Source organism: Micromonospora sp. NBC_00617 (assembly GCF_045161355.1).
In the GTDB taxonomy this organism is placed as follows: Bacteria; Actinomycetota; Actinomycetes; order Mycobacteriales; family Micromonosporaceae; genus Micromonospora.
The window spans coordinates 7,146,005-7,159,254 of record NZ_CP107751.1 but is presented as its reverse complement, the minus strand read 5'-3'; the positions used below and the strand labels follow the sequence as shown (position 1 = coordinate 7,159,254).

Below are 13,250 nucleotides of genomic sequence, written 5' to 3'. Positions count from 1 at the left end.
TGCCGCCCGCACCGCCCGGGGCCGCTCCGCGCCCGCGTGGACCGTGCCACCGCTCACCCGTCGAGGGCACCCACCACGTCGCCGAGCACCACGACCGCGGGCGGGCGCACCTCGGCAGACAGCGCGTCGGCGGCCACCGCGCCGAGCGTGGACCGCAGCGTCCGTTGGGCGCCTGTGGTGCCCTCCTGGACGACCGCGGCCGGCGTATCCGGCGACCGACCGTGCGCGACGAGCGTCTCGGCGATGGCGGCGAGGTTCTTCAGCCCCATCAGGATCACCAGGGTGCCGCGCAGGCCCGCGAGGGCGTCCCAGCGCACCAACGAGGCCGGCGAGTCGGGTGCCACGTGGCCGGAGACGACTGTGAACTCGTGCGCCACCCCCCGGTGGGTGACCGGGATCCCGGCCGCCGCCGGAGCGGCGATCGAGCTGGTCACTCCCGGGACGACCGTCACCGGCACGCCGGCCTCCGCGCACGCCAGCAACTCCTCGCCGCCCCGGCCGAAGACGTACGGGTCACCGCCCTTGAGCCGCACCACGAAGGCACCGGCCAGGGCGCGGTCGACCAGGATCTGGTTGATCTCCTCCTGTGCCCGGGACGGGCCGTAGGGGATCTTCGAGGCGTCCACGAGCTCGACATCGGGGCGTAGCTCGTCCAGGAGCAGCCCGGGCACCAACCGGTCGGCGACCACGACGTCGGCCTCGGTGAGCAGCCGCCAGCCCCGCACGGTGATCAGCTCCGGGTCACCCGGCCCGGCCCCGACGAGCGCCACCCGCCCGCCGCCCGCGTTAGGAAGGGCCCCTTCCTCTACCGCAGGCGTTAACAGGGGGCCCTTCCTTGCACCGAGGAGGTTGCGGATGGCGTCGCGGACGGTCATCGCACGGCGGGGGTCGCCGCCGCCGAGCACCGCCACGGTGACCGGGCCGTGTCGGGTCACCGCCGGGGTCCAGGCGGTGGCGGCCGTGCGGTCGTCGGCCCGGACGCAGAAGATCCGCCGCTCGGCGGCGACGGCGCTCACCGCGGCCGCCGCCATCGGATCATCGATCGCCACCTGGACCAGCCAGGCCCCGTCCAGGTCCTCGGGCGCGAACCGGCGCGGCACCCAGTGCAGCCGACCCGCGTCCACCCGGGCCCGCAACGCCGGGGTCAGCTCCGGGGCCACCAGCAGGACGTCCGCGCCGGCGTCCAGCAGCGCCGGCACCCGCCGGGTGGCGACCGCGCCGCCGCCCACCACGACCACGCGCCGCCCGTCGAGCCGCAGGCCGAGAGGGTACGGGCTGGCGCTCACGCCACACCACCGGGCCGGACCGCCCGCTCGTTGGGCGTGGTCACTTCTCGGCCACCCCGGCGGAGTCGAAGGTGGCCACGTCGTGCAGCACGCGGACCGCGCCGGTGACCACGGGCAGCGCCAACAGCGCGCCGGTGCCCTCGCCGAGGCGCAGTCCCAGTTCGATCAGCGGGTCGAGGCCGAGGTGACGCAGCGCCACCGTCGCGCCCGGCTCGGCCGAGCGGTGCCCGGCGACCATGGCCGCGACCGCGTCCGGTGCGAACGCGGCGGCGGCGAGCGCCGCCGACACCGCGATCACGCCGTCCAGCAGGACCGGCGTACGGCGGGCCGCGGCGCCCAGGATCAGCCCGGCCAGCGCGGCGTGCTCCAGGCCACCGACGGCGGCGAGCACGCCCAGAGGGTCGGCCGGATCGGGCGTGTGCCGGGCCAGCGCGGCCCGCACGACGGCCACCTTGTGGGCGTACGTCGGGTCGTCGATCCCGGTGCCCCGGCCGGTGGAGTCGAGCGGGTCGACGCCGGTGAAGGCGGCGATCAGCGCGGCGGCCGGGGTGGTGTTGCCGATGCCCATGTCCCCGGTGAGCAGGATGCCCGCCCCGGCGTCGATCAGCTCGTCGGCGATCCGGATACCGGTCGACACCGCGGCCAGCGCCTCGTCCCGGGTGAGCGCGGCGGTCACCGTGAGGTCCCGGGTGCCCCGGCGCACGGAGGCGGTGACCAGTCGGGGCGCGGACGGGTCGGCCGGCTCGGGAGCCTCGGGGACGGGCAGCGGGGTGGCCACCCCGACGTCGACCACGGTGACCGAGGCGCCGGCCTGGCGGGCGAACGCGTTGACGACCGCACCGCCGGCCAGGAAGTTGCCGATCATCTGCGCGGTGACCTCCTGCGGCCACGGGCTGACCCCCTGGGCGTGCACCCCGTGGTCGCCCGCGAAGATCGCCACGGCCGCCGGCTCGGGCACCGGCGGTGGGCAGGCCCCGGCCAGCCCGGCGAGGCGTACCGACAGATCCTCCAGCAGGCCCAGCGAGCCCGCCGGCTTGGTCAGCCGGCCGTGCAGCTCGCGGGCGGCGGCCATCGCCGCCTCGTCGAGTGGCCGGATGGCCGACATCGTGGTCTCCAGCATCATGCCTCCATGGTCTCGCGCAGCACCTCGATGAACGCTTCGGTGGTGTTTCGGTCGCGTACCGCGACGCGCAGCCAGTCCGGGCCGAGCCCGGGGAAGGTGTCGCCCCGGCGTACCGCCCAGCCCCGGTCGCGCAGGGCCTCCCGGACCCGGTTCGCGTCGGGCAGGTGCAGCAGGACGAACGCGCTGGCCGGGCGGCCCGCGACGCGTACGCCGGGCAGGTCGGCCAGGCGCGCGACCAGGTGGTCGCGGTCGGCGGCGAGGTCGGCGGCGATCGCGCGTTCGGCTTCGACCGCGACTCGGGTGGCGCAGGCCGCGGCGGCGGCCAGCGCGGGCGTGGAGACGGCCCACAGCGGCTGCACGGCGGCCAGGCGGGCCAGCAGCTCCGGGGCGCCGAGGAGGTAGCCGATCCGCAGGCCGGCCAGGCCCCACGTCTTGGTGAGGCTGCGCAGGACGAGCAGCCCGGGCAGATCCCGCCGCTGGGCCAGCGACTCCGGCTCGCCGGGGTGCGCGCCGCCGGTGGTGTCGGCGAACGCCTCGTCGACCACCAGCACCCGACCCGGGCGGGCGAGCGCGGCCACCGTCTGGGCGGGGTGCAGCACCGAGGTGGGATTCGTCGGGTTGCCGATCATCACGAGGTCGGCGTCGTCGGGCACCAGGGACGGATCGAGCCGGAACCCGTCGGCCGGGTCCAGCAGCACCCGCTCGACCGGATGGCCGGCGGCCCGTAGCGCCGCCTCCGGCTCGGTGAACTGCGGGTGCACCACCACGGGTCGGCGGATGCCACGCAACGCCTGGGCGATCAGCACGAAGCCCTCGGCGGCGCCGGCGGTGAGCAGTACCTCGTCCGGGTGACGCCGGTGCCGGGCGGCGACAGCGGCGCGGGCCGGCGCCGGGTCGGGGTAGCGGGCCAGGTCGGTGAGGGTGGCGGCGATGGGGTCGGCCAGCCAGGCCGGCGGCGGCGCCTGGCGGACGTTGACGGCGAGGTCGATCAGGCCGGCGCCCACCTCGGCGTCGCCGTGGTGCGCGAGGTCCGGCTCGGCCTTGGTGGGCGGGGCGACGGCCTCGGACTGATCACGCATGTCCGCGATCCTGCCGGGAAGGTGGCCTGCGGGACAGTCGCTGTCGGCGTAAGCCATGTCACCACCTCGCGGGTTTATGAGTTCTTCTCATGTACGAATCGGAAATGTCATAACTTGGCCACGTGAGCACCCGACCCCTTGCTGCCGCTGGTCGACTCGTCCCTCTTCTCCGCGCCGGGCTCATCGCCGGCATCGTGATCGCCGCCGTCGCGTACCCGGTGGTCGCCCTCACCGGGCTCGGCGCGAAGGCCACCGCGCACGCCACGGAGCAGAAGACCAGACTGCTGACCACCGCCCTGCCCGCCGAGACCTCCTACCTGTACGCCCCGGACGGCAAGACCGTGCTGACCATGTTCTACGAGGAGTACCGGCAGTACACGAAGCTGTCGGACATGTCGCCGAACATCCAGCAGGCGATCATCGCCGCCGAGGACAACCGCTTCTACCAGCACCACGGCGTCGACCCGAAGGGCGTGGCCCGCGCCTTCGTGTCCAACGCCCGCTCCGGCGGCTCCCAGGGTGCCTCGACGCTGACCATGCAGTACGTCCGGATGGCCCTGCGGGACAGCGCGAACACCCCCAAGGAGGTCCAAGAGGCCACCCAGCAGACCAGCCTGCGCAAGGTCAAGGAGATGCGCATGGCCTTGGACCTGGAGAAGGAGATGAGCAAGGAGCAGATCCTCGAGCGCTACCTGAACTCCGCGTACTTCGGCCACCGGGCGTACGGCATCTACGCCGCCAGCGAGATCTTCTTCTCCAAGACCCCGAAGGACCTCACCCCGGTCGAGGCGGCCACCCTCGCCGGGCTGGTCAAGTCCCCCTCCGAGTACGACCCGGCCGACACCGACCAGAAGGACGCCACCGGGCGACGCAACTACGTGCTGGACCGGATGAGTCAGCTCGGCTACCTCTCCCCCGACTCGGCCGCCGCCGCCAAGTCCGAGCCGATCCGGCTGAAGCTCACCACCCCGCCGAGCGACTGCGCCTCGCTCATCGAGAAGTACCGGAGCTGGGGCTTCGCCTGCGACTACCTGAAGAACTGGTGGAGTTCGCAGCCCGCGTTCGGGGCGAACCGGCTGGAGCGGATGGACAAGCTGCGTCGGGGCGGCTACCGCATCGTGCTCAGCCTCGACCCCAAGATCCAGGAGGCGGCGGAGAAGAACGTCGGCGCCAAGGAGGGCACCGGCAGCCCGTTCGCCAACGGGATCGTGGTCTCCGAGCCGGGGACCGGGCGCGTGAAGGCGATGGCGGTGAACCGGAACTACTCCCTGGACCTGGCCGACAACCCACCCAGCTCCAACCCGGAGGCCGGGCCCAAGGTGAAGGCCAACTATCCGAACACGGTGGCGCCGCTGCTCGGCGGCGGCGACCTGCCGGGCTACCAGGCCGGGTCGACGTTCAAGATGTTCCCGATGCTGGCCGCGCTGGACTCGGGGATGACGCTGTCCACCTCGTTCAACGCCCCGTACCGCTACAAGTCGAACGTCTACGACGGCTGGGAGCCCTCCAACGCCAGCGGCGCGATGACCGGACAACAAACCATGTGGTCGGGCTTCGGCAAGTCCGTCAACACGTACTTCGTGTGGCTGGAGGAGAAGGTCGGCGCGGATCGGGCGGTCCGGCTGGCCGAACAGCTCGGGCTGCGCTGGCGCACCGACGTCGACCGGGAACACGCATCCCCGGACAAGGCCAAGACGTGGGGCGCGTTCACCCTGGGCGTCTCCGACGCCACACCGCTGGAGATGGCGAACGCCTACGCCGCCGTGGCGGCCGACGGCCGCTACTGCGAGGCGATCCCGGTGCAGGCGATCATGAACCGGGACGGCACCCCGGCCACGTACGCCACTCCGGGCGGTCTGCACCGTGAGGTCGCCAAACCGCGCTGCCGCCAGGTGGTCAGCGCCGACGCCGCGCGGGCGGCCACCGACGCCGCCCGCTGCCCGACCGGGGACACTCCGGCACGCGGCGGCTGCGGCGGCTGGTCGACCGCCGACAGCGTCCGGGGCACGGTTGGCCGCCCGGTCGCCGGCAAGACCGGCACTACCGACAGCACCCGGTCCGCCTGGTTCGTCGGCTACACCCCGGAGCTGGCCGCGGCGAGCTTCATCTCCGACCCGGACAACCCGTTCAACGCCGTTGGTGACGGGCAGTCCCAGATCCCGATCGCGGCGGTGGCCGAGACCCTGCGCGACGGGCTGAAGGGCACACCGACCCGCCAGTTCACGCCACCGTCGGACGCCATCGTCGGATGACGGCGCGGATCAGCGCAGATCCGCCGCCACGAACGACCACAGTTCGAGGTCGACCCGGCCACCGCCGACGAAACCGGCGTTGCGCAGCAGCCCCTCGTAGCTGAAGCCGGCCTTCTCGGCGACCCGGCGGGACGCCAGGTTGCCGGGCGCCACCCGCAGCTCGACCCGCTGGAAGCCGTGCTCCAGGATCAGCGCGATGGCCACCGCGTCCACCGCCTCGGCGGCCAGGCCGAAGCCCCGCGCGTGGGGGGCCATCGCGTAGGAGACCTCGGTGAGCCGGGCGCCCCAGTCGGTGCGCCGCGTCCACAGAGAGCCGACCACCTGGTCGTCCTCCCGGCGGACCACCGCGTAGTGGTCGCCCTCGCCGCTGTCGCGCCGCTGCCGGGCCAGATCCGTGCACCAGGCGTGCCCGTCGATCGGGCCGGAGTCGTCGGCCAGCGGCAGCCACCGCCGGGTCAGCTTGTCGGCGAAGATCTCCCCGGCCGCCGACGCGTCCGCCGCCGTGAGCCGACGCACCTCCGTACGCGGGGTGGAGACGGTCAACGCCGGAAACCGGCGGACCGCCAACTCACCGATCACGCGGGCACCACGGGAGTCGGCGCGGGCACCGCCTCGGCTGCCGGCTCGCTGACCGCCGCCGCCACCACCCGGGCGGCGGTCGCGGCGTGCCCCGCCCAGTGCAGGGTGAGCTGCGAGGCGTGCACGTTGCGCCACACGAAGCCCTCCGGCGTGCCGCCGTCCCAGCTCCATGCCGGCCGCTGACCGGCGCGCGGGGTGAGCACCGCCCGGTGCTCCTTGTGCCCCACGACCACCGTGCCGCGCGCGGCGACGACGCTGTCGGTCTGGGCGGTCGCCTCCCGGTAGCCCACCACGAGGCCGTCGCGGCGCACGCCCACCGCGTCCAGCACACCGCACATCGGCAGCCCGTCCAGCTCCCGGGCCAGCCACAGCAGGCCGGCGCCCTCGGCGACCACCGGGCGGCCGGTGCGGGCCAGCTCGGCCACCGCGATGCAGAGCCGCCGGTTGGCCGACAACTGCTCGGCGTACGACTCGGGCAGCGCACCCCCGACGACCAGCGCGCGGGTGCCCGCCGGCAGCGCCTCGTCGCGCAGCGGATCGATCGTGACCACCTCGGCGCCGGCGGCGGACAGCAGCTCCGCGGTCTCCGGGTGGCTGAAGCTGCCACCCGGCCCACCGGCCAGCGCCACCAGCGGACGCTGCGCCGGGACGACCAGCTCACCGAGCGCCTCCTGCGGCGACCACGCGGCCGCCGGCAGTGGCGGGGCGGAACGGGCCAGCCCGAGCAGCCGCTCCAGGTCGACCGTGGCGGCGACCGCCTCGCCCAGCCGGCGCACCGCCCGCCCCGCGTCGGCCGAGGAGTCGACCACCGGCGCCACCCCGTGCCGGCGCGACGGCAGCACGGCCGGCAGGTCCTGGCGACGCAGCGCGCCGTAGACCGGCACGCCGACGTCGTCCAGCGCCTCGCGCAGCATCGCCTCGTGCCGCGACGACGCCACCCGGTTGAGGATCACCCCGCCCAGCCACAACTGCTCGTCGTACGAGCGGAAACCGTGCACCAGGGCGGCCACCGACTGCCCCATCGCGGCCACGTCGACCACCAGCACCACCGGACTGCGCAGCGCGGTGGCCGCGGCGGCCGTGGACTCCTGCTCCGGGCGGCCGCCGACGGAGTCGTACAGGCCCATGCTGCCCTGCACCACGGCGAGCGCGGCGCCCGCGGCGCCGTGTGCGACCAGCGCGGCGAGCCGGTCGACGCCGACCAGCCGAGGATCGATCACCCGACCGGGCCGGCCGGCGGCGAGACCGAGGTACGCGGCGTCGACATGGTCCGGGCCGAGCTTGAACCCGGCGACGTCGACACCCCGCTCGGCCAGGGCGGCGAGCAGCCCGATCGCCAGCGCGTTCTTTCCGTGCCCGGAGGACGGTGCGCTGAGCACCAGGCGCGGCACGACGGTCATTATCGACTCCTCGCGGGCGGCGGCGGGTACGCGACGGACAACCGAGGAGGTCGATCCGTCGGCGTGACGATACCCGTCCGATCCGACGGGCGAGCACCGCCAACCGGAGGTCGGCGGACCGTCCCGGCCCGGTCGCGGTGAGTGGGCCCGGTCATACGGGTAGCCTCGGTGCCGTGTACCGGTTCCTGCTGAGCCCACGCTGGTTGGGCGCCCTCGCGCTGACCCTGGTCGCCGCCGCCGTCATGGTGTGGCTGGGCAACTGGCAGCTGGACCGCTACCGGGGCCGTACCGAGATCAACGAGCGGATCGACGCGGGCGAGCGGATGGCCCCGGGGCCCCTGGCCGGCGCGTTCCGCGCGCCCACCGGCGGCCCGGGGATCGCCGGCCCGGCCCCCGCGAAGGACAAGGTCTGGACCCGGATCACCGCCACCGGCCGGTACGACACGCCGAACACCGTCCTGGTCCGTGGTCGGACGGTCGACAGCCGGGTCGGCTTCGAGGTGCTCACCCCGCTGGTGCTCGCCGACGGCAGCGCGCTGCTGGTGGACCGGGGCTGGATCCCGCCCGCCCCGGGCGGGGCGACCGCTCAGCCGTCGGTGCCCGCCCCGCCGGGCGGCGACGTGACGGTCAGCGGCCGGGTGCGCGAGACCGAGAGCGGCGCCGGCATGGTGGACCGCCGCGACGGCCGGCTGGAGACGCGCCGGATCGCCGTACCGCGCCTGGCCCGCGAGCTGCCCTACCCGATCTACGGCGGCTACCTGCTGCTGGACGACCAGACCCCGGCCGCCGACCCGGTGTTCAAGGCCGTGCCGGTCGGGCACACCAACAACTGGCAGAACTTCGGTTACGTCGTGCAGTGGTGGCTCTTCGCCGCGATGGCGCTCTTCGGCTACGGCTGGGTGGCCCGACGCGAGGCACGCCGGGCCGCCGGGCTCGCCAGCACGACAGCCCCGCTGGACCGGGTGGCCGAGCCGACGCCGAGCGCGTCCGCCTGACCGGGCGGCCGGCCCGGCGCGACGCGAGGGTCGCTGTGGCCCGTCAACCGCTGGGGCGACCGGCGTGGATGGCGCGGACCGCGTCGATGGTGTCCGCCTCGGCGGCGGACTTGTCGTCGCGGTAGCGCACCACGCGAGCGAACCGCAGGGTCATCCCACCCGGATATCGGGTGCTCGTCTGCACCCCGTCGAAAGCGATCTCCACCACCTGTTCCGGGCGGACCCGGACCACCCAGTCGCCGCGCTCCACGGCGAGGTCGAGGAACCGCTCGGTCTGCCAGCGCAGCAGCTCGTCGGTGAGCCCCTTGAACGTCTTGCCGAGCATCACGAAGTCGCCGGTGCGCGGGTCGCGGGCGCCCAGATGCAGGTTGGACAACCAGCCCTTGCGCCGGCCGCTGCCCCACTCGACGGCGAGCACCACCAGGTCGAGGGTGTGCCGTGGTTTGACCTTGACCCAGGCGGCGCCGCGCCGGCCGGCGTCGTAGGGCGAGTCCGGGTCCTTGACCACCACGCCCTCCTGGCCGGCGTCGAGCGCGGCGGCGAACGCCGCGGCGGCCTGCTCCGGGCCGTCGACCTCCATGCGCCCCACCAGCAGCGACGCGTCCACCGCGCCGGCGAGCGCGGCCCACCGCTCCCGACCGGGCAGGTCGATCAGATCCTGGCCGTCGAGGTGCAGCAGGTCGAAGAAGTACGGGGTGAGCACCGTCGCGCCGGTGCTGGCGGCGGCCGCGAGCACCGCCGGGGCGACCGGGGTCCGCCCGGTGGTGCTCGGTGTGGTGCGCCGGGCAGCCCGGCTGGAGGTCTGCTGGAACGGCAACGGGCGGCCCGTTTCGTCCAGGCCGATCGCCTCGCCGTCGAGCACCAACTCCCGGCCGGGCAGGGCGCGAACCGCCGCGACCACCTCGGGCACCCGGTTGGTGATCTCGTCGAGGCTGCGGGTGAACACGGCGATGTCGGCGCCGGACCGGTGCACCTGGATGCGGATGCCGTCGAGCTTCACGTCCACCACCGCCGGCGTGCCGGTCGCGGCCAGCGCCTCGTCGACCGAGGGGGCGCTCTGCGCGAGCATCGGCGCCAGCGGCCGGCCGACCCGCAGGCCGAACCCGGCCAGCTCGGCCTCGCCGCCGGCCAGCGCGGCCACCGCCACGGCACGCAGGTCACCGGCGAGCAGCAGGGCCCGACGGACGGTCACCACCGGCACGTCGGCGGCCCGGGCCACGGCGTCGGCGAGCAGCCCGGCCTGGGCGCCCTGGCGTAGCTCACCGCCGAACAGGCCGGTGAGCAGTCGTTGCTCGTCGGCGGTGGCCGCCGCGTAAAGGCCGCCGAGCAGAGCCCGGCGGCGGGCCTGCGACCCGGCGCCCTGCACGGCGGCGATCTGCGCGATGGCCGCGTCGACGGCTGCCACGGTCAGCGTCGGCTCGGTGGCCGGTGGCGGCAGGTCACGCAGACTCGCATACCCCACGCCGGTCTGCCGCTGGCGCAGCTCACCGGCGAGATAGCCGGCGCCGGGCTCCACCTCGGCCGGGTCGAGCCGGCGCAGCGCGTCGGCGAGCAACTGCACCTTGGCCCGCCGGCCGCTGGTGGCGCCCACGGCGGCGGAGGTGGCCGCCAGGTCGATGAACCGCACGAAGCCCATCCTGCCAGCCACCTCCGACACCGCCCGGGCATTGCCGTGCCCGGGCGGTGTCGGCGCGGTGCCGCAGCCCACGAAGGGGCGGCGGGAATCAGGCGGAGACGGGTTCCTCGATGCGCAACCCTCGGGCGCGGACCTCGCCGGCGACCCGGGAGAGCACCGAGTCGAGGGCGACCAGGGCGGCGGACAGTTCACCGAGCTGGTCGTTGAGCGTGTCCTCGGACCACGCGGAGACGTCGACGTCCCCCAGTGCGCTGACGGCGGCCCCCAACCGGGCCATCACCTCGTTCGTACTCATGTTCGAAAGCCTATAGCAATCCCATCGGCGACACGCCGCATACGCGCAGATCAGACGCAAACTCGGCGTTCTCAGGCGGTGGCAGCGGCCACCTTGCCCAGCAGCAGCGCCTCGGCGAGGCAGACCCGGGCGAACTCCCCGAGGTGCAGACTCTCGTTCGGGCCGTGCGCGCGGGCGTGCGGATCCTCCACACCGGTCACCAGGATCGCCGCGTCCGGGAACATCTCCTGGAACGTGGCGATGAACGGGATCGAGCCGCCGACACCGATGTCGACCGGGTCGGTGCCGTCCCAGGCGGCTCGGAACGCCGAGCGGGCGGCGTCGAACATCGGCCCGGACGCGTCGATCACGCACGGGTCGCCGTCGTGCTCGAACGTGACCGTCACCTGGGCGCCCCACGGCGCGTGCTTCTCCAGGTGGGCGCGCACCGCCGCGTACGCCCGCTTCGGGTCGTCGCCCGGAGCGAGACGGATGCTGAGCTTCGCCTTCGCGGCCGGGACCAGGGCGTTCGGGGCCTCGCCGGTGGACGGCGCGTCGATGCCGAGCACCGCCAGCGCCGGCTTGGTCCAGAGCCGGTCGGTGAGCCGGCCGGTGCCGATGAACTGCACACCCTCGGCCAGTCCGGCCTCGGCGCGCATCCGGTCCTCGGGGTAGTCGACGCTGGTGCCCACCCGACCGACCAGCCCGTCCACCGCCACGTCACCGGCGTCGTCGTGCAGCGTCGCCAGCAGCCGGACCAGCGCGGTCAGCGCGTCCGGCACGGCGCCGCCGAACATGCCGCTGTGCACGGCGTGGTCCAGCGTGCGGACCTCGACGAAGCAGTTGACGATGCCGCGCAGCGAGGTGGTCAGCGCCGGTACACCGATGTCCCAGTTGCCGGAGTCGGCGATCACGATGACGTCCGAGGCGATCTCGTCGCGGTGTTCGGCGAGCAGCCGCTCCAGCGAATCGGAGCCGTACTCCTCCTCGCCCTCGATGAACAGCACCACACCGACCGGCAGCGCGTCCCCGTACGCCCGCAGCGCCGCGACGTGCGCCATGATGCCGGCCTTGTCGTCGGCCGCGCCCCGGGCGTACAGGCGGCCGTCGCGCTCGACCGGCTCGAACGGGTCGGACTCCCACAGCGACCGGTCACCGATCGGCTGCACGTCGTGGTGGGCGTAGAGCAGCACGGTGGGCGCACCGGGTGGGGCGGCCCGACGGCCGATCACCGCGGGCTGCCCGCCGGAGCGCACGATGTCGACGTCCAGGCCGCAGCCGCGCAGCAGTTCGGCGACCGCCTCGGCGGAACGCTCCACGTGTGAGTGGTCGAAGCCCTCGAAGGCGATGCCGGGAATACGCACGAGGCGTTCCAGGTCAGCGCGGACGCCGGGCATCTCCCGCTCGACGGCGGCCCGTACCTCGGACTCGGACATGATCGGTGAGGTCATGACCGGAATCGTATGCCGGCCTTACTCGGGCGTGCCGGCCGAGCCCGTACCGTCACCGCCGCCCGCTGGGCCGGAACCCGCCCGCGTGCCCGGGGCGGCCCGGCCGGCGCGGTGCGCGCGGCCGGCGGCCTCGGTGGCGGCGTCCATCCAGGAGCGGGCCCGGCCGGCCGTGCCGCCCACCCACTCGCCGACGTCGCTGGCGCCGTCGCCGAGGCGGCGCAGCAACCCGACCAGCGGGTCGGTGGAGCGGCTGAACTCCTCCCGGTACGACTCGGCGGCGGCCTTGATCTCCTCCGAGACGCTGGTCGAGGCGTCGTCGTCGCGGCGCGGATAGTCCCCGGCCAGCACCCGCCCGTACGCCCCGGAGTCGATCCACTGCCGCAACTGCGCAGCCCGCGCCACGGGCGCCGGGTGCGTGCTCCACGCCGTCATCCGGATCTTGTGCAGGCTGTCGCGCAGGTCGCCGCCGCCGGCGTACTCGGCGGCCTGCTCCAGGAATGCGGCCGTGTCGATCTGCGACAGGTCGCCGCCGCCCGCGAGCTTCATCAGCAGCCGCAGCGCGGCGGCCGGGTCCTGCCCGGCGAGCAGGCCGGCCCGGTCGGCGGACAGCTCCGCCTTGCGCCACCACTCCAGCATCGCCGCGATGATCGCCCGCAGCGCGAACGCGCCCACCGGCAACCAGCTCAGGTTGGCCGCCCACCGGGTGAGGATCATGAGCATGGTCTTGTAGACCGCGTGCCCGCTGCCCACGTGCCCCAACTCGTGGCCGAGCAGGCAGCGCAGCTCGTCCTCGTCGAGCTGCTGCACGCACGCCGAGTTCAGCACGATGAACGGCCGGTCCAGACCGACCGCCTCGGCGCCCAGCCAGGGCGACTGCGTCACGTACAGCTCGGGCAGCTCGACGACGTCCAGCGCCGCCGCGGCCTCGGTGTAGCGCTGCCACACCGCCGGATACTGCCGGTGATCGACGCGGATGCCGGACGCCAGCACGGACAGCCGGAAACCCCGCTCGTTCCACATGCCGAAGAACGCCCGCACCACGTCGTCGAAACCACGCAGCTCGCGCAGCGCGACCAGGGCGCCCCGGTCGGCCGGATGCTCCCAGGCCCGCGAACTGATGCCGGTGAGAGTGATCCGGCGCCGCGCTGGCGCGTCCGCTGCCGTCATGATGGCCC

Annotated in this window: 11 protein-coding genes; 2 read left to right on the top strand and 9 right to left on the bottom strand. The window is 74.4% G+C overall.

Going from position 1 to position 13,250, the window contains the following annotated elements:
- Positions 1–53: 53 nt before the first annotated feature.
- Genes cobA through cobC form a run of 3 tightly spaced genes read right to left on the bottom strand, consistent with a single transcriptional unit; the run spans position 54 to position 3,488 of the window.
- Complete coding sequence (gene cobA, locus OG505_RS33330; RefSeq protein WP_405430025.1) at positions 54–1,286, bottom strand: uroporphyrinogen-III C-methyltransferase; 1,233 nt, start codon at positions 1,284–1,286, stop codon at positions 54–56.
- A gap of 40 nt (positions 1,287–1,326) precedes the next feature.
- Positions 1,327–2,406 carry a nicotinate-nucleotide--dimethylbenzimidazole phosphoribosyltransferase gene (gene cobT / locus OG505_RS33325; protein WP_405434874.1) on the bottom strand — a complete coding sequence of 360 codons (1,080 nt, stop codon included), beginning with the start codon at positions 2,404–2,406 and terminating at the stop codon, positions 1,327–1,329.
- On the bottom strand, positions 2,406–3,488 hold the full coding sequence (gene cobC / locus OG505_RS33320) for an Rv2231c family pyridoxal phosphate-dependent protein CobC (protein WP_405430023.1): 1,083 nt from the start codon (positions 3,486–3,488) through the stop codon (positions 2,406–2,408). The genes cobT and cobC overlap by 1 nt, the downstream gene beginning before the upstream one ends.
- A gap of 122 nt (positions 3,489–3,610) precedes the next feature.
- On the opposite strand from cobC, the gene OG505_RS33315 reads away from it, so the two are divergent.
- Entirely contained in the window at positions 3,611–5,740 is a 2,130-nt protein-coding gene (locus OG505_RS33315) for a transglycosylase domain-containing protein (protein ID WP_405430022.1), read from the top strand.
- A 9-nt stretch (positions 5,741–5,749) separates the two neighbouring features.
- Here OG505_RS33315 and OG505_RS33310 read toward each other — a convergent pair whose 3' ends face one another.
- Together OG505_RS33310 and OG505_RS33305 are read right to left on the bottom strand one after the other, a co-directional pair.
- Positions 5,750–6,319: a GNAT family N-acetyltransferase gene (locus tag OG505_RS33310; protein ID WP_007464236.1), complete on the bottom strand. Its 570-nt coding sequence runs from the start codon at positions 6,317–6,319 to the stop codon at positions 5,750–5,752.
- A complete protein-coding gene (locus tag OG505_RS33305) occupies positions 6,316–7,719 on the bottom strand; it encodes a cobyrinate a,c-diamide synthase (RefSeq protein WP_405430021.1) in 1,404 nt (467 codons plus the stop codon). The genes OG505_RS33310 and OG505_RS33305 overlap by 4 nt, the downstream gene beginning before the upstream one ends.
- Before the next feature lie 173 nt (positions 7,720–7,892).
- Between OG505_RS33305 and OG505_RS33300 the strand changes: the two genes are divergently transcribed.
- Positions 7,893–8,714, top strand: coding sequence for an SURF1 family protein (locus OG505_RS33300; RefSeq protein WP_405430019.1), 822 nt, complete (start codon positions 7,893–7,895; stop codon positions 8,712–8,714).
- 43 nt (positions 8,715–8,757) lie between these two features.
- Here OG505_RS33300 and OG505_RS33295 read toward each other — a convergent pair whose 3' ends face one another.
- The 4 genes from OG505_RS33295 to OG505_RS33280 all read right to left on the bottom strand — a co-directional run bounded on the left by OG505_RS33295 (position 8,758) and on the right by OG505_RS33280 (position 13,242).
- The gene (locus OG505_RS33295; protein ID WP_405434872.1) at positions 8,758–10,350 is read right to left on the bottom strand and encodes an ATP-dependent DNA ligase; all 1,593 of its coding nucleotides are present in this window, start codon (positions 10,348–10,350) and stop codon (positions 8,758–8,760) included.
- An 88-nt stretch (positions 10,351–10,438) separates the two neighbouring features.
- On the bottom strand, positions 10,439–10,645 hold the full coding sequence (locus tag OG505_RS33290) for a hypothetical protein (protein WP_007464240.1): 207 nt from the start codon (positions 10,643–10,645) through the stop codon (positions 10,439–10,441).
- A gap of 71 nt (positions 10,646–10,716) precedes the next feature.
- Positions 10,717–12,060, bottom strand: a complete 1,344-nt coding sequence (locus OG505_RS33285) for a dipeptidase (protein WP_405434870.1) — start codon at positions 12,058–12,060, stop codon at positions 10,717–10,719.
- 36 nt (positions 12,061–12,096) lie between these two features.
- The gene (locus OG505_RS33280; RefSeq protein ID WP_405430018.1) at positions 12,097–13,242 is read right to left on the bottom strand and encodes a M48 family metallopeptidase; all 1,146 of its coding nucleotides are present in this window, start codon (positions 13,240–13,242) and stop codon (positions 12,097–12,099) included.
- Positions 13,243–13,250 lie beyond the last annotated feature (8 nt).

Coding starts and splice junctions, on each gene's coding strand:
- cobC (WP_405430023.1), bottom strand. CDS start 3,488: ATGCGTGATCAGTCCGAGGCCGTCGCCCCGCCCACCAAGGCCGAGCCG.
- OG505_RS33285 (WP_405434870.1), bottom strand. CDS start 12,060: ATGTCCGAGTCCGAGGTACGGGCCGCCGTCGAGCGGGAGATGCCCGGC.
- OG505_RS33305 (WP_405430021.1), bottom strand. CDS start 7,719: ATGACCGTCGTGCCGCGCCTGGTGCTCAGCGCACCGTCCTCCGGGCAC.
- cobT (WP_405434874.1), bottom strand. CDS start 2,406: ATGCTGGAGACCACGATGTCGGCCATCCGGCCACTCGACGAGGCGGCG.
- OG505_RS33290 (WP_007464240.1), bottom strand. CDS start 10,645: ATGAGTACGAACGAGGTGATGGCCCGGTTGGGGGCCGCCGTCAGCGCA.
- OG505_RS33295 (WP_405434872.1), bottom strand. CDS start 10,350: ATGGGCTTCGTGCGGTTCATCGACCTGGCGGCCACCTCCGCCGCCGTG.
- OG505_RS33280 (WP_405430018.1), bottom strand. CDS start 13,242: ATGACGGCAGCGGACGCGCCAGCGCGGCGCCGGATCACTCTCACCGGC.